Raw genomic sequence first — 26,128 nt, 5'->3', positions numbered from 1 at the left:
ACGCATGGCACCCTGGATGTGTGTCCAAGAACCTGCAGATACGCAACGTTCCCGACAAGGTGCACGCCAAAGTGCGAGCGCGTGCCGCCGCAGAAGGACTGTCCCTCTCGGAGTACCTCCTCCGCCAGATCACAGAGCTCACCGACCGGCCGACTGCCGCAGAGGTTTTCGAACGAGTGAGACAGCGGACCGGCGGCGCACGCGGAGAGGACATCGTGGCCGTCATCCGCGAGGAGCGCGGCGAGTGATCGTCGTCGACACCTCTGCGATCCTTCGCGCACTCGTCGATGAGAGACCGGACGCCACGCTGGTAGAACGCTTGGCTGGTGCGCCGATGCATGTACCGCATCTCATCGATGCCGAGGTTCTCCACGCGCTACGGGGGCTGGTTCTCGGGCGGAAGATCTCTCCAGATCGAGCGAACGACGCACGGCGGGATTTCGCTGCCCTTCCCTTCACGCGTTATCCGATGCGCGACCTCGGGGAGCGTGTTTGGAACCTGCGCGACAATCTCACCGCGTACGACGCCTGCTACGTGGCGCTCGCCGAGGCGCTCGACTGCCCACTGGTGACGAGCGATGCCAAGCTCAAGAAGGCGTCGGGGCACTACGCGGAGGTCGAGGTGTATCCGCCCGCTTGATCCAGGTGCACCGCGCCCGGTCGTACCGCGTCGGCCCACGGGTCCCGGACACGTCGCAGGCCCCGCGTTCCGTACGGAGCGCGGGGCCTGCGACGTTGTGCCGGACTACGGGTGGTTGACCGACTCGGTCGCCGGAGGCGGAGAGTCGGGCACCGAGTCGGGCTTGGGCTCGCCGGTGAAGGTGAACTTCGCCGTCTCGCCGGTGCCCTCGACGCCGACGATGACGATCTCGCCGGCGCGCAGCTCGTTGTACAGGATCTTCTCGGACAGGCTGTCCTCGATCTCCCGCTGGATCGTGCGGCGCAGCGGACGGGCGCCCAGCACCGGGTCGTAGCCCCGCTCGGCCAGCAGGTCCTTGGCATCCTGGCGAAGCTCGATGCCCATGTCCCGGTCCTTCAGCCGCTCGTCCACCTTGGCGATCATCAGATCGACGATCTGGATGATCTCCTTGGGGGTGAGCTGGTGGAAGACCACGGTGTCGTCGACACGGTTGAGGAACTCCGGCCGGAAGTGCTGCTTGAGCTCTTCGTTGACCTTCGCCTTCATCCGGTCGTACGACCCCTGCTCGTCGTTCTCCCGGGCGAAGCCGACCGACAGGCCCTTGGAGATGTCGCGGGTACCCAGGTTGGTCGTCATGATCACGACCGTGTTCTTGAAGTCGACCACCCGGCCCTGGGCGTCGGTCAGGCGACCGTCCTCCAGGATCTGCAGCAGCGAGTTGAAGATGTCCGGGTGGGCCTTCTCGATCTCGTCGAACAGGACCACGGAGAACGGCTTGCGGCGCACCTTCTCGGTGAGCTGGCCGCCCTCTTCGTACCCGACGTAGCCGGGCGGGGAGCCGAACAGCCGCGAGACGGTGTGCTTCTCCATGAACTCGCTCATGTCGAGCTGGATCAGCGCGTCCTCGTCGCCGAACAGGAACTCGGCCAGCGTCTTGGACAGCTCGGTCTTACCGACACCGGACGGGCCCGCGAAGATGAACGATCCACCGGGACGCTTCGGGTCCTTCAGGCCGGCGCGGGTGCGCCGGATCGACTGGGACAGCGCCTTGATGGCGTCGTTCTGGCCGATGACCCGCCTGTGCAGCTCGTCCTCCATGCGGAGCAGACGTGTGGTCTCCTCCTCGGTGAGCTTGAACACCGGGATCCCCGTCGCCGTCGCGAGCACCTCGGCGATGAGCTCCTCGGTGACCTCGGCGACGACGTCCATGTCGCCGGCCTTCCACTCCTTCTCCCGCTGCGCCTTGGCCTGGAGAAGCTGCTTCTCCTTGTCGCGCAGGGCGGCGGCCTTCTCGAAGTCCTGCGCGTCGATCGCGGACTCCTTCTCGCGCCGCACGTCGGCGATCTTCTCGTCGTACTCGCGGAGGTCCGGCGGCGCGGTCATGCGGCGGATGCGCATCCGCGACCCGGCCTCGTCGATGAGGTCGATCGCCTTGTCGGGCAGGAACCGGTCGCTGATGTAGCGGTCGGCGAGCTGGGCGGCGGCCACGAGTGCGGCGTCGGTGATCGACACGCGGTGGTGCGCCTCGTAGCGATCCCGCAGGCCCTTGAGGATCTCGATCGTGTGGCTGAGCGAGGGCTCGGCCACCTGGATCGGCTGAAAGCGCCGCTCGAGCGCCGCGTCCTTCTCGAGGTACTTGCGGTATTCGTCCAGCGTCGTCGCGCCGATGGTCTGCAGCTCGCCGCGGGCCAACATGGGCTTGAGGATGCTGGCGGCGTCGATCGCGCCCTCGGCGGCGCCCGCCCCGACGAGCGTGTGCAGCTCGTCGATGAACAGGATGATGTCGCCGCGCGTGCGGATCTCCTTGAGTACCTTCTTCAGGCGCTCCTCGAAGTCACCGCGGTAGCGGGAACCGGCAACCAGGGCACCGAGGTCCAGCGTGTAGAGCTGCTTGTCCTTGAGCGTCTCGGGCACCTCGCCCTTGACGATCTTCTGGGACAGGCCCTCCACGACGGCCGTTTTACCGACGCCCGGCTCGCCGATCAGCACCGGGTTGTTCTTGGTACGGCGGGACAGCACCTGCATGACCCGCTCGATCTCTTTCTCTCGCCCGATGACGGGGTCGAGCTTGCCTTCGCGCGCGGCCTGGGTCAGGTTGCGGCCGAACTGGTCCAGCACAAGGGAGGTCGAAGGCGCCGCCTCCGACGGGCCGCCGGAGGACGCCGGCTCCTTGCCCTGGTAACCGTGCAGCAGCTGAATGACCTGCTGGCGGACGCGGTTCAGGTCGGCACCCAGCTTCACGAGCACCTGGGCGGCCACGCCCTCACCCTCGCGGATCAGGCCGAGCAGGATGTGCTCGGTCCCGATGTAGTTGTGGCCGAGCTGCAGGGCCTCCCGCAGTGACAGCTCAAGGACCTTCTTCGCCCGCGGAGTGAACGGGATGTGTCCCGAAGGAGCCTGCTGCCCCTGGCCGATTATCTCTTCGACCTGCTGGCGGACGGCCTCGAGGCTGATGCCCAGGCTCTCCAGAGCCTTGGCGGCAACACCCTCGCCCTCGTGGATGAGGCCCAAGAGGATGTGCTCGGTGCCGATGTAGTTGTGGTTGAGCATCCTGGCCTCTTCCTGAGCCAGGACGACAACCCGCCGCGCGCGGTCCGTAAACCTCTCGAACATCTCGTCGCTCCTCACAGAGCGGTCGGGCAGAGGCCGGGATGTCCGACCCTGTCCTCCCGCATGCTAGCCCCGCCCCGCGGTCACTACCTCGGCGCCGTACCAGAAGAGATTCCCCGGGCTAAGGCTGTTCATCCTCATCCAACTACCGCGCGGGGCCCGGATGTTCCCCGTACGCCGCAAGCGAACGGCCCGCCGCCGACAAATTCGGGCAACGGGCCGGTCTGACTTGTCCCTGCTGCGGGTCAGTGGGCGCGTTCGTACTCCTCGACGACAGTCGCCGGGATGCGGCCGCGCTCGTTGACCTTGATGCCACGTGCCTTCGCCCACGCACGGATGTCCGCGCTGCGCTCGCGGCTCGAGGCGGCACGGCTGCGGCGGCGGCGTCCGACGCCGGCCCTCCGCGCGTGCTCCACGAACGGCGACAGAGAATCGCGCAGCTTCTTCGCGTTGTCGCTGCTGAGATCGATCTCATAGGAGACACCGTCGATAGAGAACGGAACCGTCTCCTCCGCCTCGCCACCATCGAGGTCGTCGATGAGGCGCTTAATGATCTGCTCTGCCATGGAGACTGACCTTTCACCGGAGCAAACTGCATTCGGTTGCCAAAGATATACCGCGACGGTGGCCGATGACAATTCGAACCACAGATCCGAGTTTAGCACGCCCGTTACGCAGCGTTATCCCCGGCAATCGCTCCGGATCCTCGGGGTTACTGGTCGCTCCGGCGCTTCTCGGGGGCGCGTTCGCGCCGTCGCTTACCGCCCATCTCTCGCCGCACCACCCAGAACACGCCTGCGCAGAACGCGGCGGCCACCGTGAGAGGCGGCGCGAGGGCCGCGAGGTCCTTCCACATCCAACCCACACCTTCCGTTCGGTCGGGTTTAACGGACGCCCACCCCGACCCAGTGGTCTTCGGCGTGCATCCTCACCCTGAAATTGTCTCGCAGCGCCTCGCCGCGGGTGCACCGCCCCCTTTCAGACCGGGCAGCGGAGGACATCTGGGCCGCGGAGGAGGGGGAGGGATTGGGGGCGAGGCCGGTCGCGAGCCCCATCGTCAACGCACGGACCCACCACCGGCGTTCCCGCAGCACCACGGGGTGGAGGCGACTGAGGGTGGCCCGCCCGGCAAACGGGCGTCTCTCCGATTTCACGACGCCCCTGGGCATCGATGAATAACAGCGCCCAACCGGCCCTTAAGCCCCAGGACCGCACGCGAATGCGCCGCGCCCGCCCCATCGCGGACTGCGGGATCCCCTGTGGGCAAGGGGTTCCGGGAATCCTGCCGCCCGGCGAACCGGCGATCATAAGTCCCGGGACATGGCAGGATCCAATGGGGTTGGAGCGGACGATCGAGAGACGGCGGGCGACGACGTGATGTTCTACGCGGACCTTCATATCCATTCGAAGTACTCCCGCGCCTGCAGCAAGGACTGTGACCTTGAACACTTGGCCTGGTGGGCCGGGCGCAAAGGCGTATCGGTCGTCGGTACAGGGGATTTCACGCATCCGGCGTGGATGGATGAGCTGCGGCAGAACCTCGTTCCCGCCGAACCGGGCCTGTTCCGGCTGCGGCCAGAGCTGGAGCGACGGGTGGCCCGCACACTACCGCCCGCGTGCCGGGCTCCGGTGCGCTTTCTGCTCTCCGTGGAGATCTCCACCATCTACAAAAAGGGTGAACGCACACGGAAGGTACATCACCTTCTTTATGCCCCCTCGTTCGACGCGGCCGAGCGCATCACCGCCGCGCTGGCCCGGATCGGCAACCTGACCTCCGACGGCCGGCCCATCCTCGGCCTCGACTCCCGGCACCTCCTGGAGATCACGCTGCAGAGCGACCCCGGGTCGTACCTCATCCCCGCGCACGTGTGGACGCCGTGGTTCTCCGTCCTGGGGTCCAAGTCCGGGTTCGACGCCGTCGCCGACTGCTACGACGACCTGGCCGACCACATCTTCGCGGTCGAGACCGGGCTGTCGTCCGATCCCCTGATGAACTGGCGGGTCGGATCGCTGGACCGCTACCGCCTCGTCAGCAACTCGGACGCGCATTCCCCGCCCGCACTCGCCCGTGAGGCGTCGGCCTTCTCGACGGAGATGGACTACTACGCCCTGCGCGCCGCCCTCGAGACCGGCGAGGGATTCGCCGGCAGCGTCGAGTTCTTCCCCGAGGAGGGCAAGTACCACCTCGACGGGCACCGCAAGTGCGGCGTGCGACTGGAACCGGAGGAGACCAAGGCGCGGGACGGACGCTGCCCCTCGTGCGGCCGCCCGCTGACCGTCGGCGTGCTCTACCGCGTCGACGAGCTGGCCGACCACGCGGAGGGACGGCGGCCCGAGGGCGCGGCGGACTTCCGCAACCTCATTCCGCTGCCGGAGATCGTCAGCGAGATCCGCGGGGTCGGGCCGCGCTCGAAGTCCGTGCTGGGGCACATCGCCGAGCTGGTGGCGGCCCTCGGCCCGGAGCTGGCGATCCTCGACGAGGTGCCGCTCGAGGACGTGCGCCAGGCGGGCGGCGAGCTCCTGGCCGAGGCCATCGCCCGGCTGCGCCGGCGCGAGGTCATCCGCGACGCGGGGTTCGACGGAGAGTACGGCGTGATCCGGCTCTTCGAACCGGGCGAGCTGCGCCGGGAGGGAAAGCGCGCCGTCGGCCTCCAGGGCGCGCCCGACGACTCCGGGCTCTTCGACCTCCCCGAGACGCCCGCGACGGCCGTACGGGCCCCCGCCCCCCGGGAGCCCGGCCTGTTCGACGTGCCGGGAGCCGACGACCGCCCGCCGCCGGTCCAGAGCACCGCCCCGGAGCCCTCAGAGGCCGCAGAGGCGCCCGAGGCCGCGACAGAGGAGGAGGCACCGATCGAGGGCCAACAGGACATCCTGGAGGCCGTCGAGGCCGCCGGGGAGTCGGTGCTGGACGGGCTCGACCCCGACCAGCGCGCGGCGGCCGCGCACCCGGGCGGCCCGCTGCTGATCATCGCCGGGCCGGGCACGGGGAAGACGCGCACGCTGACGCACCGGATCGCCCATCTCGTCGGCGAGCGCGGCGTCCCGCCCGAGCACTGTCTCGCGATCACGTTCACCCGCCGCGCGGCCGAGGAGATGCGCGAGCGGCTCGACGCCCTCCTGCCCGGCCGCGCCGGCCGGCTCACCGTCACGACCTTCCACGGCCTGGGCGCGCTGATCCTGCGCGAACAGCACGAGCGGGCCGGGCTGCCCGGCGGCTTCCGCATCGCCGACGAGGCCGACCGGCTCGACATCGCACGGGAGATGACCGGCTCGGACAAGGAGGCGCGGCGGCTGCTCGCCGGGTTCGACCGGCCCGGCGGCGACCCCGGGCAGGAGGAGCCCGAGGCCCGCAGCACGTTCGAGAAGCGGCTGCGTGAGCGCGGCCTGGCCGACTTCACCGACCTGCTCCGCCTGCCCGTACGCCTCCTGGGCGAGGACCCGGAGCTGGCCGACGCCTACCGCGAGCGCTGGCCGTGGATCAGTGTCGACGAGTACCAGGACGTCGACGAGACGCAGTACGCCCTGCTGCGGCTGCTGACCCGGCCCGACGGCGGGCTGACCGCGATCGGCGACCCCGACCAGGCGATCTACTCCTTCCGCGGGGCGGACGTCGGATTCTTCCTGCGCTTCCAGTCCGACTTCTCCGGCGCGACGACGGTCCAGCTCACCCGCAACTACCGCTCGGCGCCGGCGATCGTCGACGGGGCCGTACGCGCGATCGCCGCCACGAGCCTCGTCCCCGGCCGCGCGCTCCTCCCGCAGCGTTCCGGCGACCGGCTCATCCAGGTGCACGAGACGGCCGACGCCCAGGCCGAGGCCGAGTACGTCACGGGCACGATCGACCGGCTGCTGGGCGGGGCGTCCTTCCACTCGCTGGACTCCGGGCGGTCCGACGGCCATCACGCCGACCACCTGGACTTCTCCGACATCGCGGTGCTGTACCGGACCGACGCGCAGTCGGAGCCGATCATGGAGGCGCTGACGCGGGCCGGCATGCCGTACCAGAAGCGCTCGCACGACCGGCTGATCAAGCGGCCCGGCGTCCGCGAGCTCGCGCACGAGCTGCGGCACCACGGCGGGCCGCTGCGCGACCGGCTCCGGGCCGCGACCGGCGCGCTCGCCGAGGTGCACGACGAGGCGGTGCTGCGGTCGGCGGCCGAGTTGCTGACGCCGCTGGCCGTCCGCTGCGGCGACGACCTGGAGGCGTTCCTGGGCGAGCTGGCCCTCGGCGCCGAGGTCGACGCGTACGACCCGCGCGCCGACCGGATCGCGCTGCTGACCCTGCACGCGGCCAAGGGCCTGGAGTTCCCCGTCGTGTTCGTCGTCGGCTGCGAGGACGGCCTCCTGCCGCTGCGGCTGAACGACAGCGACGAGGCGGAGGAGCGGCGGCTGTTCTTCGTCGGGATGACGCGAGCCCAGACGCACCTGTTCCTGTCCTCCACGCGCCGCCGGGAGCCGTCGCCGTTCCTGCGCTCGATCCCCGCCGAGCTGGTGACCCGCCCGGAGGCCGCCCGCCGTCGCGCGCGTGACCGGCAGCTACGGCTGATCTGAGCCCGGCTCGTCCACGAGTCCCGGCCCGTCCACGAGTCCCGGCTCGTCCACGAGTCCCGGCCCGTCCACGAGCTCCGGCCCGTCCATGAGGCCCGGCCCGTCCACGAGCTCCGGCTCGTCGGCCGGGGCGGGCTCCTCCACGACGCGTGGCCGGGTGTCGATCACGAGGGTGCCGGCCGCACGGTCGTGGAGCGCCTGACGGTACGCCCCTTCGAACTGCAGGCCGTTCTCGGCCAGCCAGAAGATCGCGGCGAGGACGTTGAGGACCGGCACCGGGCGCGTGGCGGGCGGTAGCGCGTAGATCGCCGCGCGGATCAGCGCCTGCGGCACGGTCGGCCGGTCCCCGGTCACGGAGACCACCCGCAGACCGGTGAGGCGCTTGCCGACCGTACGGCCCCAGGCGGCCAGCTGCACGGCCTCGTAGATGAAGAAGACCACCGCGAAGGCGATCGGCGCGACGACCGTCTGCGCCGTCTCGCGGGAGAAGAACTCGGCGGCGCCCGTACCGATGGGCACGCCGACGATGAGGGTGTCGATGATGCGGGCGACCAGTCGCTGCGACGGCTCGGCGACCGCGTCGACGGCCTCCTCGGTCACTCGTCCGCGAACTCTCGGTCGTCGACCACGACCGTGGCCGCCAGCCGGTCGTGCAGTCCCTGGTGCAGCGGCTGGTCCCAGATCGCCCAGAGGTACGCCATGACCGTGCCGACCCCGCATCCGAAGAGATAGACGACGTTGTTGACCGCGGCTCGCGCGGCCGCGCGAGCAGGTGTGAGGGGCTCGCCCGTCTCGGTCAGCACCCGCAGCCGCAGCACGCGCTTGCCGAGCGTCTGTCCCCACAGCGCCAGCTGCACCGCCTCGTACGCGAACGGCAGGATCGCCAGGACGAGGATCCAGCCGATGATGGCCGTGCCGGACCAGATGCCGCCGCCGTTCTTGACGTGGCTACCGGGCTCGTTGAGCCCCACCGCGGCGATCATGAAGGGGAGGATGACCGCGAACCCGACCACCCCGAGCAGGCCCGCGTCGATCAGGCGGGCGCCGGCCCGCCGCGCGATCGGGGCGAGGATCAGCTCCCCCGCCGGCTCATCTCCGCCGTACGACCCCTGGTACTCCGTGTACTCCCCCGGCCGGTTCTCGCCGTACGACCCGTGGTCCGCCGGCCCGCCGTACGGCCGGTAAGGCTCGCTCATTCACTACCTTCCAGATGAAGCAGCATCCGGGTGTTGCCCAGGGTGTTCGGCTTCACCCGCTCCAGGTCGAGGAACTCCGCCACACCGTCGTCGTAGCTCCGCAGCAGCTCCTCGTAGACCTCCGGCGCCACCGGAGTGCCCTTGAGGGGCTGGAACCCGTGCCGGGCGAAGAACTCCACCTCGAAGGTCAGGCAGAACACGCGGCGTACACCGAGTTCGCGCGCGGTGTCGAGGAGCCGCGCGACGATCCGGTGCCCCACGCCCCGCCCGTGCCAGGACGGGTCGACGGCCACCGAACGGACCTCGGCGAGATCCTCCCACATGACGTGCAACGCGCCGCAGCCCACGACGTCACCGCTCTCCCGGTCCTCCGCCACCCAGAACTCCTGGACGTCCTCGTAGAGGGTGACGGTGGGCTTCTCCAGCAACCGGCCCGGCCCGGAGTACAGGTCGATCAGCCGCCGGATCACCCGGACGTCGGTGACGCGGGCACGACGGATCGCTATCTCCACAAACAGGTGACCCTAGCCGGTGGGCTCCACCCGGTCAGATCAGCTGCCGCCGTGCCGCCCATACGACGGCCTCGATGGGGGTGTTCACGTCGAGCCGGTCACATATCGATCGCAGCCTCCTCCGCAGGGTGCGCGCGCTGAGTTCGAGTTTCCGCGCCGCCACATCTGCGGTGACACCTGTGGCGATCTGCGCGAGCAAGCGGAGCTCATCCTCGCTCAGACGCGGATCATCGGTGCCACGGCGTGCGAGTGTGGCCTGTTCCACTCCGTCCTCCCTCGTCCCGGGTGATGGCTGCGGGGATGCGGCGACGGCCGCATGGGCACGGGTAGGCCGGAGCGTGCTTGACCGGAGTCGGCCGTCCGTCCGCATGGGGATGCGCGACGTGGGAACTCCAGGTAACGATTCATACGTTGGAGAGTTGAGCGGGAACGTCGCCTCGTGTGGCAAGCCGATGACACGAGGAAACGTCCCGGCATCATTGCCGGGACCAATGTCGGCGTGTCCGGGTGGGGTCATGTGTGCGCCCTCGCCCCCATCCTTCTGCGCAGCGATCCGGCAAAGATCGTGAATCGTTTCAAGCTACGCTCCGCTCCGGAACGCTAAGCGGCCGTCTTCGGACCGTCAAGGGTTCGCATGTTACGACGCGTAGGCGTTCATATCCGTTGCGCTACATAACACATCGGCCACAGTTGTTCACCCTCGTCGACCTGCGGAAACCGCACTCACCGGGAAGGTGGAAGCGTTGACGCGCATCAGCATCCGAGATGTTGCGATCCATGCGGGAGTCTCGGTGGGCACGGTTTCGAATGTCCTAAATCGGCCAAATCTCGTGGCCGAAGCGACCCGGGAACGCGTGCAGGCCTCGATCGGCGAGCTCGGCTTCATCCGCAACGAGACCGCCCGGCAGCTCCGGCAGGGACGCGGGCACACCCTCGGGGTGGTCGTCCCGAGCATGGCCAACCCGTACTTCGCCGACCTCGGCCGGGCCGCCGAGGCGGCGATGAACGCCGACGGGTTCGACGCGCTGTGGTGCACGAGCGACGGCTCCCTCGCCAAGGAAGAGCGCTGCCTCGACTTCCTGGAGGAGCAGAACGTCTCCGGCGTCCTGATCAGCCCGCTGGACCTCGGCGAGGACCGCATCACCGACCTCCACGGACGCGGCCTCGCAGTGGTGCTGCTCGACCGAACCGGTACCGGCGTCTGCTCGGTGGGGGCCGACCACCGCCCGGGCGGGGCGCTGGCCGCCCGCCACCTGCTCGGCCGGCGGCACCGCCGGCTCCTGTTCGTCACCGGCCCGCTGTCCTTCGGCCCGGTCCGCGAGCGCCACGACGGCGCCGTACGCGCCGCGCGGGACGCCGGGCTGACCGAGAGCGCGCTGACGACGTTCGAGCAGCCGGAGATGACCGCCGAGGCCGGACGGGCGGCGGCGGAGAGGCTACTCACCCTCGACCCCCTGCCGACCGGCGTCTTCTGCGCCAACGACCTTCTCGCGCTCGGACTGATCAACCAGCTCGTACGGGCGGGGGTGAAGGTGCCCTCGGAGATCAGCGTGGTCGGCTACGACGACATCGACCTGGCCGCGACGGCCGTCGTGCCGCTGACGACCGTACGCCAGCCGCGCGCGGACCTCGGTCGTATCGCGACAGAGCTCGCCCTCGCGGAGACCGGCGACCCGGAACGGCACGACCACCGGCAGGTCGTCCTGTCCCCCGAACTCATCGTCCGCGAGTCCGCCTGACGAGACGCTCGGCCTGACGAGACACCACGGGCCTCCGCCCCGAGGGGAGGAGGCCCGTGGCGGCGAGACTCAGACCGTGGCGGCGGCGTCGGCGACCGCGGCGGTCTCCGAGCGGCCGATGGCCAGGCCGCTCTCGGCGTCGAAGAAGTGCAGGCGGCTCGTGTCGACCGACAGCTCGAGGTCCTGGCCCGGGCGCACGCGCGAGCGGGCGTTGACGCGAGCGGTCCACAGCGCCTTGTTGTCGGCCAGCGGGATCGCCGCGTCGTCCTCGTCGGCGTCGTGGGCGAGGTCGGCGGTGTCCTTGTGCTCGACCGGCGGGGCGTCGATCGTGAAGATCACGTTGATCTCGCTGCCGAGCTCCTCGGTGACGTCCGCGTGCACCGGGATCGTCGGCCAGTCGTTGCCGCTGTGCCCGGCGTCCTCGAAGTCGGACGGCCGGATGCCCAGGATGACCTCCTTGCCGAAGTAGTCGTCGAGGCCGACGCGGGACTCCAGCACCGAGGCGGGGACGGGCAGCTTGTACCCGGCGAAGGTGACGTGAGGGCCGTCGTCACGGACGAGCTCGGCGGTGACGAAGTTCATCGCCGGGGAGCCGATGAAGCCGGCGACGAACAGGTTGACCGGGTTGTCGAAGAGGTTCTGCGGAGTGTCGACCTGCTGGAGCTTGCCCTCGCGCAGCACGCAGACGCGGTCGCCGAGGGTCATGGCCTCGATCTGGTCGTGGGTGACGTACACCGTGGTGACGCCCAGCCGGTCGTGCAGCTGGTTGAGGGAGGCGCGCATCGACACGCGGAGCTTGGCGTCGAGGTTGGACAGCGGCTCGTCCATCAGGAACGCCTGCGGCTCGCGTACGATCGCGCGGCCCATCGCGACACGCTGCCGCTGACCACCGGACAGCGCGGCCGGCTTGCGCTTGAGGAACTGGTCGAGGCCCAGCATCTTGGCGGCCTCGCCGACCCGCTTCTTGATCTCCGGCTTCGGCGTGCCGCGCAGCTGGAGGCCGAACGCGAGGTTCTGCTCGACCGTCATGTGCGGGTAGAGCGCGTAGTTCTGGAAGACCATCGCGATGTCGCGGTCCTTGGGCGCCAGGTTGTTGACCACCCGGTCACCGATCGCGATCTCACCGCCGGTGATGTCCTCCAGACCCGCGATCATCCGCAGGGCGGTCGACTTGCCGCACCCGGACGGGCCCACGAGGACCATGAACTCCCCGTCCTCGATCTCCAGATTGAGGTCGTCCACCGCCTTGGCTTCGTTCGAGTAGGCCTTGTCCACGTGGCTCAGGACGATCTTGGCCATAGGGGAATCCTCCGGATGCTCGATCGCTAAAAGTGTCCACAACCATAACCAGTGTTCGCATATATGAACAAGACTTGAACGGGACTAAGCTGTGCCCTGGCTCCGGCGTGGTCGCCGGGCCGCGCGAGAGCGCAGGCCGGGTGCTCTGGAGGAGCTGTGATGGATGCATCCGAAGGGACCGCGCCGGGCGTCAAGTCCGCGACGCGGACCGTCGCGCTGCTCGACTTCTTCGCCCGCCAGGGCGGCATGTACAGCCTGACCGAGATCCAGCAGGAGCTCGGCTACCCCAAGAGCAGCCTGTACGCCCTGCTGCGCACGCTCGTGCAGCTCGGCTGGGTGGAGACCGACCCGACCGGCACGCTCTACCGCATCGGCATGCGCGCCCTGCTCGTGGGCGCCTCCTACATCGACGGCGACCCCGTGGTCGGCATGGCCCACGAGACGCTCGACTGGCTCGCGGAGGCCACGGGCGAGACCGTCCACTTCGGGCGCCTCGACGACTACGACGTGGTCTACCTGTCCTCCCGGCCGTCACGGCACAACCTCCGGCCCGTCATCCGCGTCGGCCGGCGCGTGGCCGCCCACAGCACCTCCCTCGGCAAGGCGCTGCTGGCCGACCGCCCCGATCCGGTGCTCCGCGACGACCTCGAACGCCAGACCGAGCACACGATCACCGAACCTGACGAGCTCCGCGCCGAGTTGCGCCGCGTCCGCGACCGCGGCCATGCCGTCGACCGCGAGGAGAACACCCCGGGCGTGTGCTGCTTCGGCGTGGCCCTGCGGCTCCGGCGCCCGGCCCGCGACGCGATCAGCGTGTCGATCCCCGCGATCCGGCTCGACGACGCCCGCGAACGCGAGATCTCCGCGCTCCTGCTCCAGGCCCGCGAGCGCATCGAGTACTCCGCGTACCACCTCATCCACCCCTGACCGCTCTTCCGACGGCCCGCGTACGTATACCTACGTACGCGGTTCAGGTAGTCAACCGGGTATTTTTCCCACTTCGCTGGCGCGGATCGCGCGGCATGCTGGTCAATGAGAACGAATACATGCCTACTGAAAGTAAGGGGGAGACGCCGCAATGTGCCAGCACCGCCCGACGTGCCCGACAGCGGACGCTCCCGACCATGACGCAGCACGCCTCGTCTCCTACCACCCCGAACAAGGGTGGGGGCTCCTCTGCAACGGCGTCATCGTCTTCGAGGACACCGGTGAGCTGCTGCCCGACGGCCGCAGCGTCCCCGTCCACCTCCTCGACCGAGCCGCCGCCTAAGACCATATCGCCTGCGGATCAGGTGAAACGGCCGTCTAAGGGCGTCGGCAAGCCCGGACCGGCCACCCCCGCGTCAGGAACCCCACCGGCCCCCCGTCCCCCGGATGAACGCCGGGGTCGACATGCCGCTCGTGTCGACCCCGGCGTTCTCTGCGCTCGACCGGCAACTGCGGACGTGAACCGGGGCGGATGCCGCAGACCGCCCGCTGGGAGCGTTTCACCGACGTTCTCGCGTGCGCCCGCGCAGCGGTGAGGCGACGAGGATGGCGAACGGGAACGCGAAGAGGCCGGCCGCGAGGCTGAGCGCCGCCCGTACCCCGATCCAGGTGGCGATCAGGCCGAAGATCAGGGTGAACAGCGGCCGGATGCCCCATGACAGCCATCGTGTCGTGGCGTTCATCCGGCCGAGCAGGTCCGGCGGGCAGATGAGCTGACGGTAGCTGAGGTTGGCGTTGACGTAGGCGAATTCTCCGGCCAGGGCGACGGTGTATCCGACGGTGACCACGACCTGACCGGTCAGACCCGGCCCAACGAGCACGGTCGGCACCAGGTCCAGTACGTACATCGGCGTGGTGACCAGCATCAGCAAAGGGAGACCGAGCCGCCTGGCGAGCGGTTCGGTGCACAGTCCGCCCAGCACGCCGCCGACGGCGGCGACCCCCTGACACAGGCCGGCGACGACCATCGGCCAGTGCAGGTCGCGGACGACGTACAGCACCCACAGCGACCACGAGGCGCCGATCCCCGCCGAGACCATCGTGTTCGCCAGGACGACGGGTCGCATCAGCCGGTCGTGGAACACGTAGCGGAGACCTTCGCCGATCTCCGCCCGCATCCGGGTGCCGTGCCGTTCCGGAGACGGTTCCCGTGCGGCGATCAGTTTCAGGGACGCCGCGCTCATCAATGAGGAGACCGCGTCGACCCCGATCGTCCCGGCGGCTCCCAGCGCGGCGACCAGCCAGCCGGCCGTGCTCTGCCCGACCACCGTCGCGAACGCGTAAGAGGCGCCCAGCTTCCCGTTGCCGTCGACGAGTTGCCTCGCTGGCAGCAGCGACGGCAGATAACTCTGGTACGCGGGATCGAAGAGGGCAGCGAGCGAGGCGACGATGAACGCGACCACGCTCAACTGCCACAGAGTGAGGTCACCGCACACGATGGCGACCGGCACGGATCCGAGGACCAGTCCTTGGGACAGGCTGCACCACACCATCAACGGCCGGCGCCGGAAACGGTCGACCAGCGCGCCCGCAGGCAGCCCGGCCAGCACGTACGGCACGAACCCCATGGCCGACAGCAGGCTCACCTGAAACGCGGACGCGTGCAGCACGGACAGCGCGACCAGGGGGACCGCCAGCTGGCTGACCTGCGTGCCCGTCATATTGATCGTCTGGCCGCCCCACAGCAGCATGAAGTCCCGGTGACGCCACAAAGAGGCGGCCCGCGTCACTCCCGCTCGCCCGGCTTCAACCTTCCGTGCCCTGGCCGCACGGGTCACCGAGCAAGCCGTGGGAGATCCGCCATGACGCGGCGGGCATCGGGGACCCCAATACAGTCGTACACGGCGAGTGCCCGGTTCAGGTGATCGACAGCCGCTTCCGTATCTCCGGCCAGGGCCAGGCAGTGGCCGATCCCCTCAATGGCGCGTCCTTCTTCCAACCGGCAACCCGTCGCGCGGCTCAGCTCGAGTGCCGCGGAGAATCGGCCGCGGGCGTCGCCGGGGCGGCTCGCGGAGCACAGTACCGTCCCGAGGCGGTTGAGTGCCTCGGCATGCCCGACACGGTCACCGACGGCCTGGAAGATGTCGACCGCCTGGGCGAGGCTCTCCCTCGCGGCCGGGTCATCGCCCGACAGGAACTGGACGACGCCCAGCTCACGGAGGCAGTCGGCCTCGCCGACGGGGTACGGAATGGCCCGCGACCGCCGAAGAGAATTGAGGATGTGAGCGGTCGCCCCCGGGAGATCATCCGATAGATAGCGCACAACGCCGAGGTTCACCAGAGCGTTGGCCTGCCCGAGTCCGTTCCCCAGCTCACGATAGATGTCCAGGGAGCCCGCGAGCCGCTGTTCGGCCTTGGCGAGGTCTCCGGTCACCAGCCGGACGACTCCGTCGAAATGCAGCGCGTTGGCTTCGCTCAGCCTGTTGCCGAGATCGCGGCACAGGTCGAGAGCTCGTTCATAGCTCGCCGACGCGGCGGCATATTCGCCGGTCCGGTAGTGAGCGATCCCGAGATAGATCCTGGCGGTGGCCTCACCGGACCGGTCCTTATTCGCGAGACAGAAATCAAGAGATTGAGCGAAGTACGGGAATGCAGATGCATAATCACCGGCGAGGTGCTTCGCCTGACCGATCATGCAGAGGACTCGGGCCTCTCCGGAACCACATTCGAGACGTCGATATATGGCGAGAGATTGATCCAGATTGAGTAGCGCTTTCGATACGGCTCCGGTCATCGACTGCACGACACCGAGCTCGGTCAGCGCGTCGGCCTCGTACCTCTTATGCACTAATTCACGGGAGGCGGCCAGCGCCCGGACGATGACCTTCTCCGCACCTCGATAGTCACCGACATGCCGCCGCGAAACAGCTTGGGCGAGCAGCTCACGCACTTCGTCCGCTGGCATGCGCTGCATGCTATCCGGCATCACCGAGCCTGCGTCAACCACTTGACAGGCCGCAAACCACAGGGTTGAGTGATCCAGGACCCAATCCATGGTTTCATGCGAAGGGAGGGGTGCTACGCATGAAGAAAATAGCCGTGCACAAGCCAGAGATAAAACAACTGGCCGGCAAGGCGGCCACGGCGCACGGCGCTCCGTGATTTCCTGAAAGCATCGGCGACTGCCGAGCCGTGGCCGAAAGGCCCGGCAGTCGCCAGACACCGATACCGTAGATGGAGCTTGAGGTGTCGCCTCGTCATCGCGTCATGACCGTTCCCCCGAGATGGGATCGAGAAAGCCTCGTCGATTCCTTGGGCCTACCGAAACTTTTAACGCCGGTAATCGACGCGCATGCCGCCCTCCGTGGCCCCTACACCGCAGGCGGCGCGATCATCAGGGCGGTCGTTCCCACGGCCCTCGCCATCGCACCGGACCTGGTTGAGCGGCACGACCTGGAGATCCGCACTGTCGCGCCGGAATTTCGCGCCACGATTCCGATCGGGCGGGAGACGCTGTTCCATCAGATCCCGGACGCGGAACGCACCCGCGTCCACTCTCGCCTCCGGACGGCGCGAATCGCCCACGGAATAGCCGACTTTCTTAATGAGTACCTCAGGCGGCTGAATACGGGATCCGCCGCTCTGGTCCTGGAGAACGTCGATCAGGCCGACGCGACGGACCGCGAGTTGATCGCGATACTGCTGCGGCGATTCGATCCGTCGCTGCTGTCCCTGCTCCTGTGCACCAGGACATCGATCGAGGGCTGGCCGCAGGCCGAGATCATCGAGGGGAACACCGACGCCGCACCGCTCGGAGCCGAAGATTCAGGTGATCTTGCTGCACGCCTTGTGGCGTCCGACGGCACATGCGACGACCCACAGGCGCTCCGGGCCTACGAACAACTCGAAGCGAGCGAGCGAGCGCGGCTGCACGACGCTCGCGCGGACGAACTCGTCACCGGAGACTGGTCATGGCGTCTCGGCGCCATCCCGTACCACCGCGAACGCGGCACCGACCCCGACGCCGCCGTCACCGCGCTCGCCGCCGCGCAGGATCACTGTTTCGCCCTGGCCTTCCACGAGGCGTGCGTCGACCTCGGCCGGCGTGGGCGGGCACGAACCGAACCCGGGGGCGGCAGCTGGTGGCGGTTCACCCGGCAGATGGCGCTGTCCCTGGCGCTGCTCGGCCAGGGCGAGCAGAGCGAGGCGCTCTACGACGAGGCGTACGCGGCCTCCGCTGATCCGGCCGTGCACCGCGTCGCCGGCTATGAGATCGCGATGCTCTACACCCGCCACCACGACCCGAAACGGCACGACCACATGCGGGCGATGGCATCGATCAACGCAGCGATCGCCGTCGCGTCGCTGCTCCCCGACCCGCAGGATCGAGCCTTCTACGAGATCTTTTACCAGAACGGAAAAGCCCTGATCGAACTCCGGCTGGGGAACCGTGCGGGGGCGCTGCGGCTCGTCGACGAGGGCATCGCGCGAATGGATCGTGAGCTGCCATCGGACCGGCATCTACTCGATCGGTGCACCCTGCTGTCCAACCGGGCGCGTCTGCTGGCCGTGCTCGGCGACACCGTGGAGGCCCTGCGTGCGTACGACGCGCTGCTCACCGTCGACCCGGACTACGCCGAATATCACTTCGACCGCGCCAATCTGCTGCGCTCGGCGGGACAGGACGAGGCGGCGCTGGCCGCGTACGACATCGCGATCCGGCTCGGCCCGCCCTTCCCCGAGATGTACTTCAACCGCGCCGTCCTCCATCAGGCACACGGTGACGCCTGTGCAGCATTGCGTGATCTAGGCCGGGTTCTCGAACTCGAACCCGGATACGTCGACGCGTATGTGAACCGGGCCGGACTGCGAACCATGATCGGAGACGATGACGGCGCGGCGGATGACATACGGACCGGGCTCTCCGTGGATCCCGGCAACCCGCACCTGATCTGTGTACGCGGTCAGCTGGCGGCCGCCGCCGGCGATGTCGAACAGGCTCGTTGCGACTTCGACACGGCGCTCGCCGCGGAACCCGGACTCGCCGCGGCGCTCGCCGGCCGGGCGGCGTTGGCCGAAGCGCACGGCGACCCGACAGCTGCGGTACGGGACCTCACGCGCGCCCTGGCGGCCGGCGAAGACGCCGCGCTGCTGTACAACCGTGCCGTCGCGCACCGATCCGCCGGGCAACTCGCCGAGGCGCGCACCGATATCGCCCACGCGCTAACGCTGGCTCCGGACGATCCGGACATCCTTCAGCTGCGGGTTGAGCTTGAATCCGCCGATTGAACCGGTGGGGCATCCCCAGGCTGTCGCGGCGGTGTTGGGCCGAGGGCCGCTGGAGCGGGTGGCGACCACGCATGTCGATGGTGATCAAGGCGTCCCGAAGGCGCGCGAGGTTGATCAGATGAACGACGTCGCCATCCGTCCCGTCCGACCTGGTGATCTCGGCGCTGTGGCTCGCGCTCCTCGTGGGTCCTGGCGCAGGCGTACGCCCGGTGCCCGCGTCCTCGTTGACTTTGGGATAGTCGCCCTTCCCAGCCGCACCAGAACGGCGATTTCCCCAAAGTCAACGGAGGCTCGGACAGGCAGCCGATCGTGCTCTGCGGCGGGGCTCGCAGGGGAGTCTCCGTCGGCGGGGGCCATCTGCTCCAGCGCGTTCTACTCAGGCGAGAGTTTTCCCGTCTGGCGGGAAGCCCTGGAACGGGAGGGCTTCCTCCGGGGGGCGCTGCACGTGCATCGCTGTGGCGTGACGAGTTTTCCACAGACTGTGAACAGTGGATGGATGCGGCGGCCCTGCCAGGCGCACGATGGCGCTCATGTCCGATGACAGCAATCAGCGACTTGGCGCACTGATCAGGAATGCTCGAATGTCCCGGCGACTCACGCTGCAGGCGCTCGCCGAGCGATCCGGGGTGAGTGTGTCGAGCATCAGCGCCATCGAACGCGGCACCCGAACGTTGACCCTTCCTCTCGCCGATCGGATTCTCGCGGCGATGGAGCTGGATCTGCATCTGGAGACCCAGCCGATGTGGGAGGCGATCGATGCCGCCATCGCCGAGGCGGCCGAGCTGCCGTTAAAAGAGCGGATCGCCGACTGGAAGATCGAGTTCACGTCGTTCGTCTCCTGGTTCGCCGAGACCCCGTACATCGCCGACGGGCTGATGGCGGCGGCGCTCCAGGCGGCCCCGGTGCCGGTCACCGCCTTCGAGATGGTGGTGTCGCGCGACGGTGACTCGCTCGACCGGCTGACGGACCTCTTCAACGAGATGCGTGCCTCCCGCTGGAACATGTATTGGCTCCAGTGGGGCGGCCCCGGGTCACTCGATCCTCGGGCGGCCGAGGAAGAGCAGAAAGAGGCGGCAAGGGCCGACGGAACGGCTTTCGGCCGTGGTCGAGCGGGTGCCGGCGGCGAGCACGGCAAGACTCCGCTGTGCTACCGATGTACCCACGGGGAGTTCCGGCTGCGGCTGGTGGATGAGCTGAAGCCCGCCCTATGGACCGAGATCGAGGAACTGCCCACGAACTGCCTGCATCCGATCTCCATCTCCCGCAAGGTTTCGATGCTGACACGGGTCCGGCTATCGCTCGTTCCGCTGGCCGAGATCCAGGCCACCGACGGCTATGCCCGGCGAGTCCTGGATCGCATGCGAGGAAGCCCCGGCTGCGCCTGATGCCCGCCCCTGACGCCGTTTCATTTGTCGTAGGGTGCACCGTTATGTTGCGAGGGCCCAAGGTCGAGGAGAAGTATCCAGTTCCGCTGACGATGCATCAGCTCTGGATCGTGTCGCTGTGCGCACCGGTCAACCGGGGGGCCGACGCGTCACGGACGACGCTGTATCCGTTCAAGCGCATCGACGACAAGCGCTCCCGGCGGTGGCTGACCGAGAACTGGGAGATCTCCTCTCAGGACGACGTGGTCGAGTCCTTGAGCGGCCTGGCGGAGAGGGGCTATCGGGCGCAGATCGCCGAGCGGTTCGGCGTCTCGCCGCTGGCCTGGGACGTGGCCCTCTACGTGGACGTCGTCCGGAACGGGTTCGCCGCCGGCTATCTGGATGAGGCCGAAGCCTGGCGACTGCTGGGGGCCGTCGTCCAGCCGACCGCGGCCGCCTACGGGTCCTGGAAGGAGTACGCGGACGACTACCTCCTCGGCCGCATCGTCTGGATGGGAATGCTGCGCGGCACCCCCGACGAAAACTTCCCCGCACCACAGGAGGTGTCGGACAAACACCTCAAGACTCTCCTCGAATCACCGGACAGCCCGTGGAACACGGTCCCCTGGCAGGCGATCGGCGAGCCCGACCGGCACCGTACCTGACCGCCTTGCCGACTGATACGACCGCCACCGCCGCCCCGGCGGCGGCTGACGTAACCTGCGCTGTCGGCGGGCAGGTTGTTCAGGCCGCCGTGGCGGGGTCGGGTTAAGGCCCAGGAGTACATCGCGGCCGGCTCACCGCCGGTCCCGTGGTTCCCACCGAACACGCCGAAGAGCGACGACAGGCCGCGGAAATGAAAAGAGATGGATGCGTCTTCGCGGATGAGACGAGCCCCGGGCGGAGCGGACGGACCGCCGGGGCTCGCGGTGGTCACTCCGGCTTGACCAGCGGGAACAGGATCGTCTCGCGGATATTCTTGCCGGTGAAGGCCATGATCATGCGGTCGATGCCGATGCCGACGCCGCCCGTGGGGGGCATGGCGTACTCCAGGGCGCGCAGGAAGTCCTCGTCGAGCTGCATGGCCTCCGGGTCGCCGCCCGCGGCCAGCAGCGACTGCTCGGTCAGCCGGCGGCGCTGCTCGATCGGGTCGATCAGCTCGGAGTAGCCGGTGCCCAGCTCGGTGCCGAAGCCGATGAGGTCCCACTTCTCGGTGAGGAGCGGGTTGTCGCGGTGCGTGCGGGCGAGCGGCGAGGTCTCCAGCGGGTAGTCGCGCACGAACGTCGGCTGGACCAGGGTGTGCTCGACCAGCGCCTCGAAGAGCTCCTGGACGAGCTTGCCCTGCCCCCACTTGGGGTCGTACTCCAGGCCGCGCCGCTCGAGGATCTTCCGGACGTCCTCGATGGGCGTCTCGGTGGTGATCTCCTCGCCGACCGCGTCGGACACCGAGCCGTACAGGGTGACCTGGGGCCACTGGTCTCCGGCTAGGTCGATCTCCTGGTCCTTGTGAACGACGACCGTCGTGCCGAGCGCGGCGACCACCGCGGCCTGATACAGCTCGCGGGTGAGGGTGGCGATCGTGTCGTAGTCGCCGTACGCCTCGTACGCCTCGAGCATCGTGAACTCGGGGTTGTGCGTGGAGTCCGCGCCCTCGTTACGGAAGTTGCGGTTGATCTCGAAGACCTTCTCGATGCCGCCGACGACGAGCCGCTTGAGGTACAGCTCGATCGCGATCCGCAGGTAGAGGTCCATGTCGTACGCGTTGATGTGCGTGACGAACGGGCGCGCCGTCGCCCCGCCGTGGATCGGCTGGAGCATCGGCGTCTCGACCTCGAGGAACTCGCGGCCGGTGAGGTACTCGCGAATCGCCCGGACGGTGTCGCTGCGCAGCCGGGCCATCCGCCGCGCCTCGTCGTTGACGATCAGGTCGACGTAGCGGAGGCGTACGCGCTGCTCGGGGTCGGTCAGGCCGGCGTGCTTCTCCGGGAGCGGGCGCAGCGACTTGGAGGTCAGCGCGAACCGGTCCGCCATGATCGACAGCTCGCCGCGTCTGGAGGTGATGACCTCGCCCTCGACGCCGACGTGGTCGCCGAGGTCGATGTCGCGCTTCCAGGACTCCAGGGCCTCCGGGCCGACGTTGGCCAGCGAGAGCATCACCTGGATGTCGCCGCTGCCGTCGCGGATCGTGGCGAAGCAGAGCTTGCCGGTGTTCCGGGCCAGGATGACCCGGCCGGTGACGCCGGCCTTCTCCCCGGTCGACGCGCCCGGCTCCAGGTCGGGATACTTCGCGCGGACCTCCGCGATCGTCGCGGTGCGCGGAAATCCGAGTGGGTAGGGGTCCACGCCGTTCGCGCGCAACCGCTCCACCTTCTCGCGGCGGACCCGCATCTGCTCCGGAAGATCGTCGTACGACTCGCTCACGGCTAAGAAGGCTACCGGTCCGGCGGACCCCCCTCGGCCGCCGAGCCCCCTCGTGAGTCGGGTTCGGCCGCCGAGGCATGCGGGTGAGGTGCGCGCCGAGCGGGTCGTCGGCGCCTCAGCCGGAGACGCCGACGTTGCGCTCGTAGACCAGGCGCAGACCGATGAGCGTGAGCCACGGCTCGTACACGTCGATGCTGCGGGCCTCATCCAGGACGAGCGGAGCGAGGCCGCCGGTCGCCACGACCGTGACCTCCTCGGGGTCGTCGGACAGTTCCTCCGCCATCCGGCGTACGACGCCGTCGACCTGGCCCGCGAACCCGAAGATGATGCCGGCCTGCAGCGCCTCGACGGTGCTCTTGCCGATGACGTTGCGGGGGCGTACGAGCTCGACCTTGTGCAGCTGGGCGCCGCGTGCGGACAGCGCGTCCACGGAGATCTCGATGCCGGGTGCGATGGCGCCGCCGACGTACTCGCCCTTGGCCGAGACGGCGTCGAACGTCGTCGCGGTGCCGAAGTCGACGACGATCGCGGGGCCGCCGTGCAGGTGGCCGGCCGCGAGCGCGTTGATGATGCGGTCGGAGCCGACCTCTTTGGGGTTGTCCATCCGGATCGGCACGCCGGTCTTGACGCCGGGTTCGACGATGACGGCGGTGACGTCGCCGTAGTAGCGGCGGCACATCTCCCGCATCTCGTGCAGGACGGAAGGGACCGTGGAGCACAGGGCGATGCCGCTGATGTCGGTCTCGGCCAGCAGCGGGCTCTGCTGCACGAGGCCCTGCAGAACGACGGCGATCTCGTCGGCGGTGCGCCGGGCGTCGGTGTTGATCCGCCAGTGCTCGATCACCTCCTCGCCTTCGAAGAGGCCCAGCACCGTGTGGGTGTTACCGACGTCGATCGTGAGCAGCATCAGGTCCCCGCTGTGGTGAGGTCAAGGCCGATGTCGAGCGCGGGCGCGGAATGGGTCAGCGCTCCCACGGCAAGGTAGTCGACTCCGGTCTCGGCCACAGCGCGGGCCCCGTCCAAAGTGAGCCCGCCGCTGGCCTCCAGCTCGGCCCGGCCCTCGGTCAGGCGTACGGCCTCGGTCATCTCGGCGACGCTCATGTTGTCCAGCAGGATCGACCGCGCCCCCGCGGCCAGCGCCTCCCGCACCTGGTCGAGGGTGTCGCACTCGATCTGGACGTGCAGACCCGGCGTGCTCACGGCGGTGAACGCGGCGGTCACCGAGCCGGCGGCGGCCACATGGTTGTCCTTGATCAGCGCCGCGTCCGAGAGCGACATGCGGTGGTTCACGCCGCCGCCGCAACGGACGGCGTACTTCTGCATCGCCCGCAGCCCCGGCAGCGTCTTACGGGTGTCGCGGACCCGGGCCCTGGTGCTGGCGATCTCGTCCGCCCACCGGCGGGTGAGGGTGGCGATGCCGGACAGGTGGGTGAGGAAGTTCAGCGCGGTGCGCTCGGCGCGCAGGAGCGGTACGAGCGGGCCTTCGACGGTGAGCAGGACGTCCCCGGGCGCGACCCGGGAGCCGTCCTCGACCCGGGTGACGACCTTGAGGTCCCCGAAACCGTCACCTTCCGTGACCGCCGCGAAGACGAGTTCGGCGACGGGGAGCCCGGCGACGACGCCGGACCGCCGGGCGACCATGTCGGCGCGGCCGGTGGCGGTGTACCCGAAGATCGGCTCGCTGGTGACGTCCTTTCCGCCGTCCTCGGCCAGCGCCGTACGGACGAGGCCGTCCACAGCCTGGGGATCCAGTCCGGCGGCGCGCAGCCTCGTCTCCAGCTCGGCGTTCATGACAACTCCCGGGGCTCGTAGTTCGTGGTGAGGGTTCCGTCGTCGGCGAGGGTCGAGACCAGGTGGCCGCGCCAGGTGTCGTCGGCGTCGGGGAAGTCCTCGCGCCAGTGACTGCCCCGGGTCTCCTCGCGGCGCCGCGACGCCGCGACGATCAGGGACGCGACGGTGTGCAGGTTGGTCGCCTCCCACGCCTCGGTGCACGGCTCGCCGGTCGTACGGTCGGCGAGGGCGGCGAGCTCCCCAGCGGCCCGCTCCAGTCCTGGACCGTTCCGTAGCACGCCCGCTTCCGAGGTCATGATGCGCTGCGCCTCGGCGTGGACGCTCGGATCGAGCAGCACCGGCGCCGGGAGCGCTCCGGCGGTCCGCGAAGGCGTCTCCCCGGCGAGGTCGGCGGGCAGCGCCTCGGCGATGCGCCGGCCGAAGACGAGGCCTTCGAGGAGGGAGTTCGAGGCGAGCCGGTTCGCGCCGTGCACGCCGGTGCACGCGACCTCGCCGCAGGCGTACAGGCCCGGAACGGAGGTGCGGCCCCACAGGTCCGTACGGACGCCGCCGCTCGCGTAGTGCGCGGCGGGGATGACCGGGATCGGCTCGTGCACGGGGTCGATGCCGTGCTCCTCGCAGGCCGCCAGGATCGTCGGGAAGCGGTTCGCCCAGATCCGTGGTCCGAGGTTCCGGCCGTCGAGGTACGCGCACGGGGCGCCGGTCTCCCGCATCATCGCCATGATCGCCTTGGCGACGACGTCACGGGGGGCGAGATCGGCCAGCGGATGCCGCCCGGCCATGAACCGGTCGCCCCGCTCGTCGATGAGGAACGCACCCTCGCCGCGTACGGCCTCGGAGATCAGCGGCTGCCGGCCCTTCGCGTCCGGCCCCAGCCACATGACGGTGGGGTGGAACTGCACGAACTCCAGGTCCGCGACGGCCGCCCCGGCGCGCAGCGCCAGCGCCACGCCGTCACCGGTCGACACCTCCGGGTTGGTGGTGGCCTCGAAGACCTGCCCCAGTCCGCCGGTGGCGAGGATCACCGCGCGGGCCCGTACGGCGCCGACGCCGTCGCGCTGGCCCTCGCCCATGACGTGGAGGGTCACACCGGCGGCGCGGCCCTGGTCCAGTAGCAGGTCGAGCACCAGGGCGTGCTCGACCACCTCGATGCCGGCGCCCTTGATCGCCGCGAGCAGCGCCCGGCTGATCTCCGCGCCGGTGGCGTCGCCGCCCGCGTGCGCGATGCGGCGTTTGAGGTGACCGCCCTCGCGGGTCAGCGCGATGCGCCCGTCGTCGTTCCGGTCGAACTCGGCGCCGAGATCCATCAGACGGCGTACCGCGTCCGGGCCCTCGGTCACGAGCACGCGCACGGCCTCGGGGGCGCAGACGCCGACGCCGGCGGTGAGGGTGTCCTGGAGGTGCTCCTCCGGGGAGTCGTCGGGGTGCAGGGCCGCCGCGATGCCGCCCTGCGCCCACCGTGTGGACCCGTCGTCCATCAGTGCCTTGGTGACGAGCAGCACCCGCCCGGCGGTTCGGGCCCGCAGCGCCGTCACGAGTCCGGCGATGCCGGAGCCGATCACCACGATGTCGGTGTCGATGGTCCAGCCCGGATCGGGGGCGGTGAGGCGTCGAGGGATCATGGACCCTCCTCGGGAGGCGAGTTCTCGTCAGATTGACTATAACCGCCCGTTCTCCCACCTCGTTCCGCCGGGGCGCGTACTCGGGCCCTGGCCGGTCATTCCCCACGGGGAATTGTCGGCCGTCGCCGCCGCCCGCAGGATCTTGGGCGACCCCTCATCCACTCGCCGAG

Annotated in this window: 23 protein-coding genes; 9 read left to right on the top strand and 14 right to left on the bottom strand. The window is 69.2% G+C overall.

The annotated features are described in order from the left end of the window. Positions 1 to 20 precede the first annotated feature (20 nt). On the top strand, positions 21 to 248 hold the full coding sequence (locus NE236_RS44335) for a FitA-like ribbon-helix-helix domain-containing protein (RefSeq protein WP_252840613.1): 228 nt from the start codon (positions 21 to 23) through the stop codon (positions 246 to 248). Further along, on the top strand, positions 245 to 640 hold the full coding sequence (locus NE236_RS44330; RefSeq protein ID WP_252840612.1) for a type II toxin-antitoxin system VapC family toxin: 396 nt from the start codon (positions 245 to 247) through the stop codon (positions 638 to 640). Before NE236_RS44335 ends, NE236_RS44330 begins: the two co-directional genes overlap by 4 nt. A gap of 105 nt (positions 641 to 745) precedes the next feature. Here NE236_RS44330 and NE236_RS05005 read toward each other — a convergent pair whose 3' ends face one another. From NE236_RS05005 to NE236_RS04995, 3 genes are all read right to left on the bottom strand, one after another. Continuing rightward, positions 746 to 3,253: an ATP-dependent Clp protease ATP-binding subunit gene (locus tag NE236_RS05005; protein WP_252840611.1), complete on the bottom strand. Its 2,508-nt coding sequence runs from the start codon at positions 3,251 to 3,253 to the stop codon at positions 746 to 748. A gap of 242 nt (positions 3,254 to 3,495) precedes the next feature. Next, positions 3,496 to 3,816, bottom strand: coding sequence for a histone-like nucleoid-structuring protein Lsr2 (locus tag NE236_RS05000; RefSeq protein ID WP_252779361.1), 321 nt, complete (start codon positions 3,814 to 3,816; stop codon positions 3,496 to 3,498). 146 nt (positions 3,817 to 3,962) lie between these two features. Next, the gene (locus NE236_RS04995; protein ID WP_252840610.1) at positions 3,963 to 4,106 is read right to left on the bottom strand and encodes a hypothetical protein; all 144 of its coding nucleotides are present in this window, start codon (positions 4,104 to 4,106) and stop codon (positions 3,963 to 3,965) included. A 662-nt stretch (positions 4,107 to 4,768) separates the two neighbouring features. Here NE236_RS04995 and NE236_RS04990 point away from each other — a divergent pair. Continuing rightward, complete coding sequence (locus NE236_RS04990; RefSeq protein WP_372494241.1) at positions 4,769 to 7,801, top strand: UvrD-helicase domain-containing protein; 3,033 nt, start codon at positions 4,769 to 4,771, stop codon at positions 7,799 to 7,801. Here the strand turns inward: NE236_RS04990 and NE236_RS04985 are convergent. The 4 genes from NE236_RS04985 to NE236_RS04970 are packed head-to-tail and all read right to left on the bottom strand — an operon-like array spanning position 7,787 to position 9,771. Beyond that, positions 7,787 to 8,398, bottom strand: a complete 612-nt coding sequence (locus NE236_RS04985; RefSeq protein ID WP_252840609.1) for an RDD family protein — start codon at positions 8,396 to 8,398, stop codon at positions 7,787 to 7,789. The genes NE236_RS04990 and NE236_RS04985 overlap by 15 nt on opposite strands. After that, positions 8,395 to 8,994, bottom strand: coding sequence for an RDD family protein (locus NE236_RS04980; protein WP_252840608.1), 600 nt, complete (start codon positions 8,992 to 8,994; stop codon positions 8,395 to 8,397). Before NE236_RS04980 ends, NE236_RS04985 begins: the two co-directional genes overlap by 4 nt. After that, positions 8,991 to 9,506, bottom strand: coding sequence for an amino-acid N-acetyltransferase (locus NE236_RS04975; RefSeq protein ID WP_372494240.1), 516 nt, complete (start codon positions 9,504 to 9,506; stop codon positions 8,991 to 8,993). Before NE236_RS04975 ends, NE236_RS04980 begins: the two co-directional genes overlap by 4 nt. Before the next feature lie 34 nt (positions 9,507 to 9,540). Then, positions 9,541 to 9,771 (bottom strand): transcriptional regulator, encoded by a 231-nt coding sequence (locus NE236_RS04970; protein WP_252840607.1) that lies wholly within the window; start codon positions 9,769 to 9,771, stop codon positions 9,541 to 9,543. Between the two features lie 469 nt (positions 9,772 to 10,240). On the opposite strand from NE236_RS04970, the gene NE236_RS04965 reads away from it, so the two are divergent. Further along, positions 10,241 to 11,245, top strand: coding sequence for a LacI family DNA-binding transcriptional regulator (locus NE236_RS04965; RefSeq protein WP_308209048.1), 1,005 nt, complete (start codon positions 10,241 to 10,243; stop codon positions 11,243 to 11,245). Positions 11,246 to 11,314: 69 nt separating this feature from the next. Here NE236_RS04965 and NE236_RS04960 read toward each other — a convergent pair whose 3' ends face one another. Beyond that, complete coding sequence (locus tag NE236_RS04960) at positions 11,315 to 12,544, bottom strand: ABC transporter ATP-binding protein (protein ID WP_252840605.1); 1,230 nt, start codon at positions 12,542 to 12,544, stop codon at positions 11,315 to 11,317. A gap of 159 nt (positions 12,545 to 12,703) precedes the next feature. On the opposite strand from NE236_RS04960, the gene NE236_RS04955 reads away from it, so the two are divergent. Next, positions 12,704 to 13,471 carry an IclR family transcriptional regulator gene (locus tag NE236_RS04955; protein ID WP_252840604.1) on the top strand — a complete coding sequence of 256 codons (768 nt, stop codon included), beginning with the start codon at positions 12,704 to 12,706 and terminating at the stop codon, positions 13,469 to 13,471. Between the two features lie 151 nt (positions 13,472 to 13,622). After that, positions 13,623 to 13,814: a DUF5999 family protein gene (locus tag NE236_RS04950; RefSeq protein ID WP_252840603.1), complete on the top strand. Its 192-nt coding sequence runs from the start codon at positions 13,623 to 13,625 to the stop codon at positions 13,812 to 13,814. Between the two features lie 217 nt (positions 13,815 to 14,031). On the opposite strand, the gene NE236_RS04945 is transcribed toward NE236_RS04950, so the two are convergent. Both NE236_RS04945 and NE236_RS04940 read right to left on the bottom strand, forming a co-directional pair. Then, complete coding sequence (locus tag NE236_RS04945) at positions 14,032 to 15,261, bottom strand: MFS transporter (protein WP_308209047.1); 1,230 nt, start codon at positions 15,259 to 15,261, stop codon at positions 14,032 to 14,034. Positions 15,262 to 15,305: 44 nt separating this feature from the next. Next, the gene (locus NE236_RS04940) at positions 15,306 to 16,526 is read right to left on the bottom strand and encodes a tetratricopeptide repeat protein (protein ID WP_252840601.1); all 1,221 of its coding nucleotides are present in this window, start codon (positions 16,524 to 16,526) and stop codon (positions 15,306 to 15,308) included. Between the two features lie 257 nt (positions 16,527 to 16,783). Between NE236_RS04940 and NE236_RS04935 the strand changes: the two genes are divergently transcribed. The 3 genes from NE236_RS04935 (at position 16,784) to NE236_RS04925 (ending at position 20,789) form a co-directional block, all read left to right on the top strand. Continuing rightward, positions 16,784 to 18,760 carry a tetratricopeptide repeat protein gene (locus tag NE236_RS04935; protein WP_252840600.1) on the top strand — a complete coding sequence of 659 codons (1,977 nt, stop codon included), beginning with the start codon at positions 16,784 to 16,786 and terminating at the stop codon, positions 18,758 to 18,760. A 521-nt stretch (positions 18,761 to 19,281) separates the two neighbouring features. After that, positions 19,282 to 20,145, top strand: coding sequence for a helix-turn-helix domain-containing protein (locus NE236_RS04930; protein ID WP_252840599.1), 864 nt, complete (start codon positions 19,282 to 19,284; stop codon positions 20,143 to 20,145). 44 nt (positions 20,146 to 20,189) lie between these two features. Beyond that, positions 20,190 to 20,789 (top strand): DUF1266 domain-containing protein, encoded by a 600-nt coding sequence (locus tag NE236_RS04925; protein ID WP_252840598.1) that lies wholly within the window; start codon positions 20,190 to 20,192, stop codon positions 20,787 to 20,789. A 268-nt stretch (positions 20,790 to 21,057) separates the two neighbouring features. On the opposite strand, the gene lysX is transcribed toward NE236_RS04925, so the two are convergent. From lysX to NE236_RS44955, 4 genes are all read right to left on the bottom strand, one after another. Beyond that, positions 21,058 to 22,545, bottom strand: coding sequence for a bifunctional lysylphosphatidylglycerol synthetase/lysine--tRNA ligase LysX (gene lysX / locus NE236_RS04920; protein WP_308209046.1), 1,488 nt, complete (start codon positions 22,543 to 22,545; stop codon positions 21,058 to 21,060). Between the two features lie 115 nt (positions 22,546 to 22,660). After that, the gene (locus NE236_RS04915) at positions 22,661 to 23,452 is read right to left on the bottom strand and encodes a type III pantothenate kinase (protein ID WP_252840597.1); all 792 of its coding nucleotides are present in this window, start codon (positions 23,450 to 23,452) and stop codon (positions 22,661 to 22,663) included. Beyond that, a complete protein-coding gene (nadC, locus tag NE236_RS44960) occupies positions 23,452 to 24,336 on the bottom strand; it encodes a carboxylating nicotinate-nucleotide diphosphorylase (RefSeq protein ID WP_252840596.1) in 885 nt (294 codons plus the stop codon). Before nadC ends, NE236_RS04915 begins: the two co-directional genes overlap by 1 nt. Further along, positions 24,333 to 25,958: an L-aspartate oxidase gene (locus tag NE236_RS44955; RefSeq protein ID WP_252840595.1), complete on the bottom strand. Its 1,626-nt coding sequence runs from the start codon at positions 25,956 to 25,958 to the stop codon at positions 24,333 to 24,335. The genes nadC and NE236_RS44955 overlap by 4 nt, the downstream gene beginning before the upstream one ends. Positions 25,959 to 26,128 lie beyond the last annotated feature (170 nt).

Source organism: Actinoallomurus purpureus (assembly GCF_024055795.1).
Taxonomy (GTDB): Bacteria; Actinomycetota; Actinomycetes; order Streptosporangiales; family Streptosporangiaceae; genus Actinoallomurus; species Actinoallomurus purpureus.
The sequence above is the reverse complement of the archived record's forward strand: the minus strand, read 5'-3'. Positions and strand labels throughout refer to the sequence as shown.

Excerpts from the sequence above, each read along its gene's own strand:
- NE236_RS05005 (WP_252840611.1), bottom strand. The coding sequence starts at position 3,253 with ATGTTCGAGAGGTTTACGGACCGCGCGCGGCGGGTTGTCGTCCTGGCT.
- NE236_RS05000 (WP_252779361.1), bottom strand. The coding sequence starts at position 3,816 with ATGGCAGAGCAGATCATTAAGCGCCTCATCGACGACCTCGATGGTGGC.
- NE236_RS04995 (WP_252840610.1), bottom strand. The coding sequence starts at position 4,106 with ATGTGGAAGGACCTCGCGGCCCTCGCGCCGCCTCTCACGGTGGCCGCC.
- NE236_RS04990 (WP_372494241.1), top strand. The coding sequence starts at position 4,769 with ATGGATGAGCTGCGGCAGAACCTCGTTCCCGCCGAACCGGGCCTGTTC.
- NE236_RS04980 (WP_252840608.1), bottom strand. The coding sequence starts at position 8,994 with ATGAGCGAGCCTTACCGGCCGTACGGCGGGCCGGCGGACCACGGGTCG.
- NE236_RS04960 (WP_252840605.1), bottom strand. The coding sequence starts at position 12,544 with ATGGCCAAGATCGTCCTGAGCCACGTGGACAAGGCCTACTCGAACGAA.
- NE236_RS04955 (WP_252840604.1), top strand. The coding sequence starts at position 12,704 with ATGGATGCATCCGAAGGGACCGCGCCGGGCGTCAAGTCCGCGACGCGG.
- NE236_RS04950 (WP_252840603.1), top strand. The coding sequence starts at position 13,623 with ATGTGCCAGCACCGCCCGACGTGCCCGACAGCGGACGCTCCCGACCAT.
- NE236_RS04940 (WP_252840601.1), bottom strand. The coding sequence starts at position 16,526 with ATGGATTGGGTCCTGGATCACTCAACCCTGTGGTTTGCGGCCTGTCAA.
- NE236_RS04930 (WP_252840599.1), top strand. The coding sequence starts at position 19,282 with ATGGCGCTCATGTCCGATGACAGCAATCAGCGACTTGGCGCACTGATC.
- NE236_RS04925 (WP_252840598.1), top strand. The coding sequence starts at position 20,190 with ATGTTGCGAGGGCCCAAGGTCGAGGAGAAGTATCCAGTTCCGCTGACG.
- NE236_RS04915 (WP_252840597.1), bottom strand. The coding sequence starts at position 23,452 with ATGCTGCTCACGATCGACGTCGGTAACACCCACACGGTGCTGGGCCTC.
- nadC (WP_252840596.1), bottom strand. The coding sequence starts at position 24,336 with ATGAACGCCGAGCTGGAGACGAGGCTGCGCGCCGCCGGACTGGATCCC.
- NE236_RS44955 (WP_252840595.1), bottom strand. The coding sequence starts at position 25,958 with ATGATCCCTCGACGCCTCACCGCCCCCGATCCGGGCTGGACCATCGAC.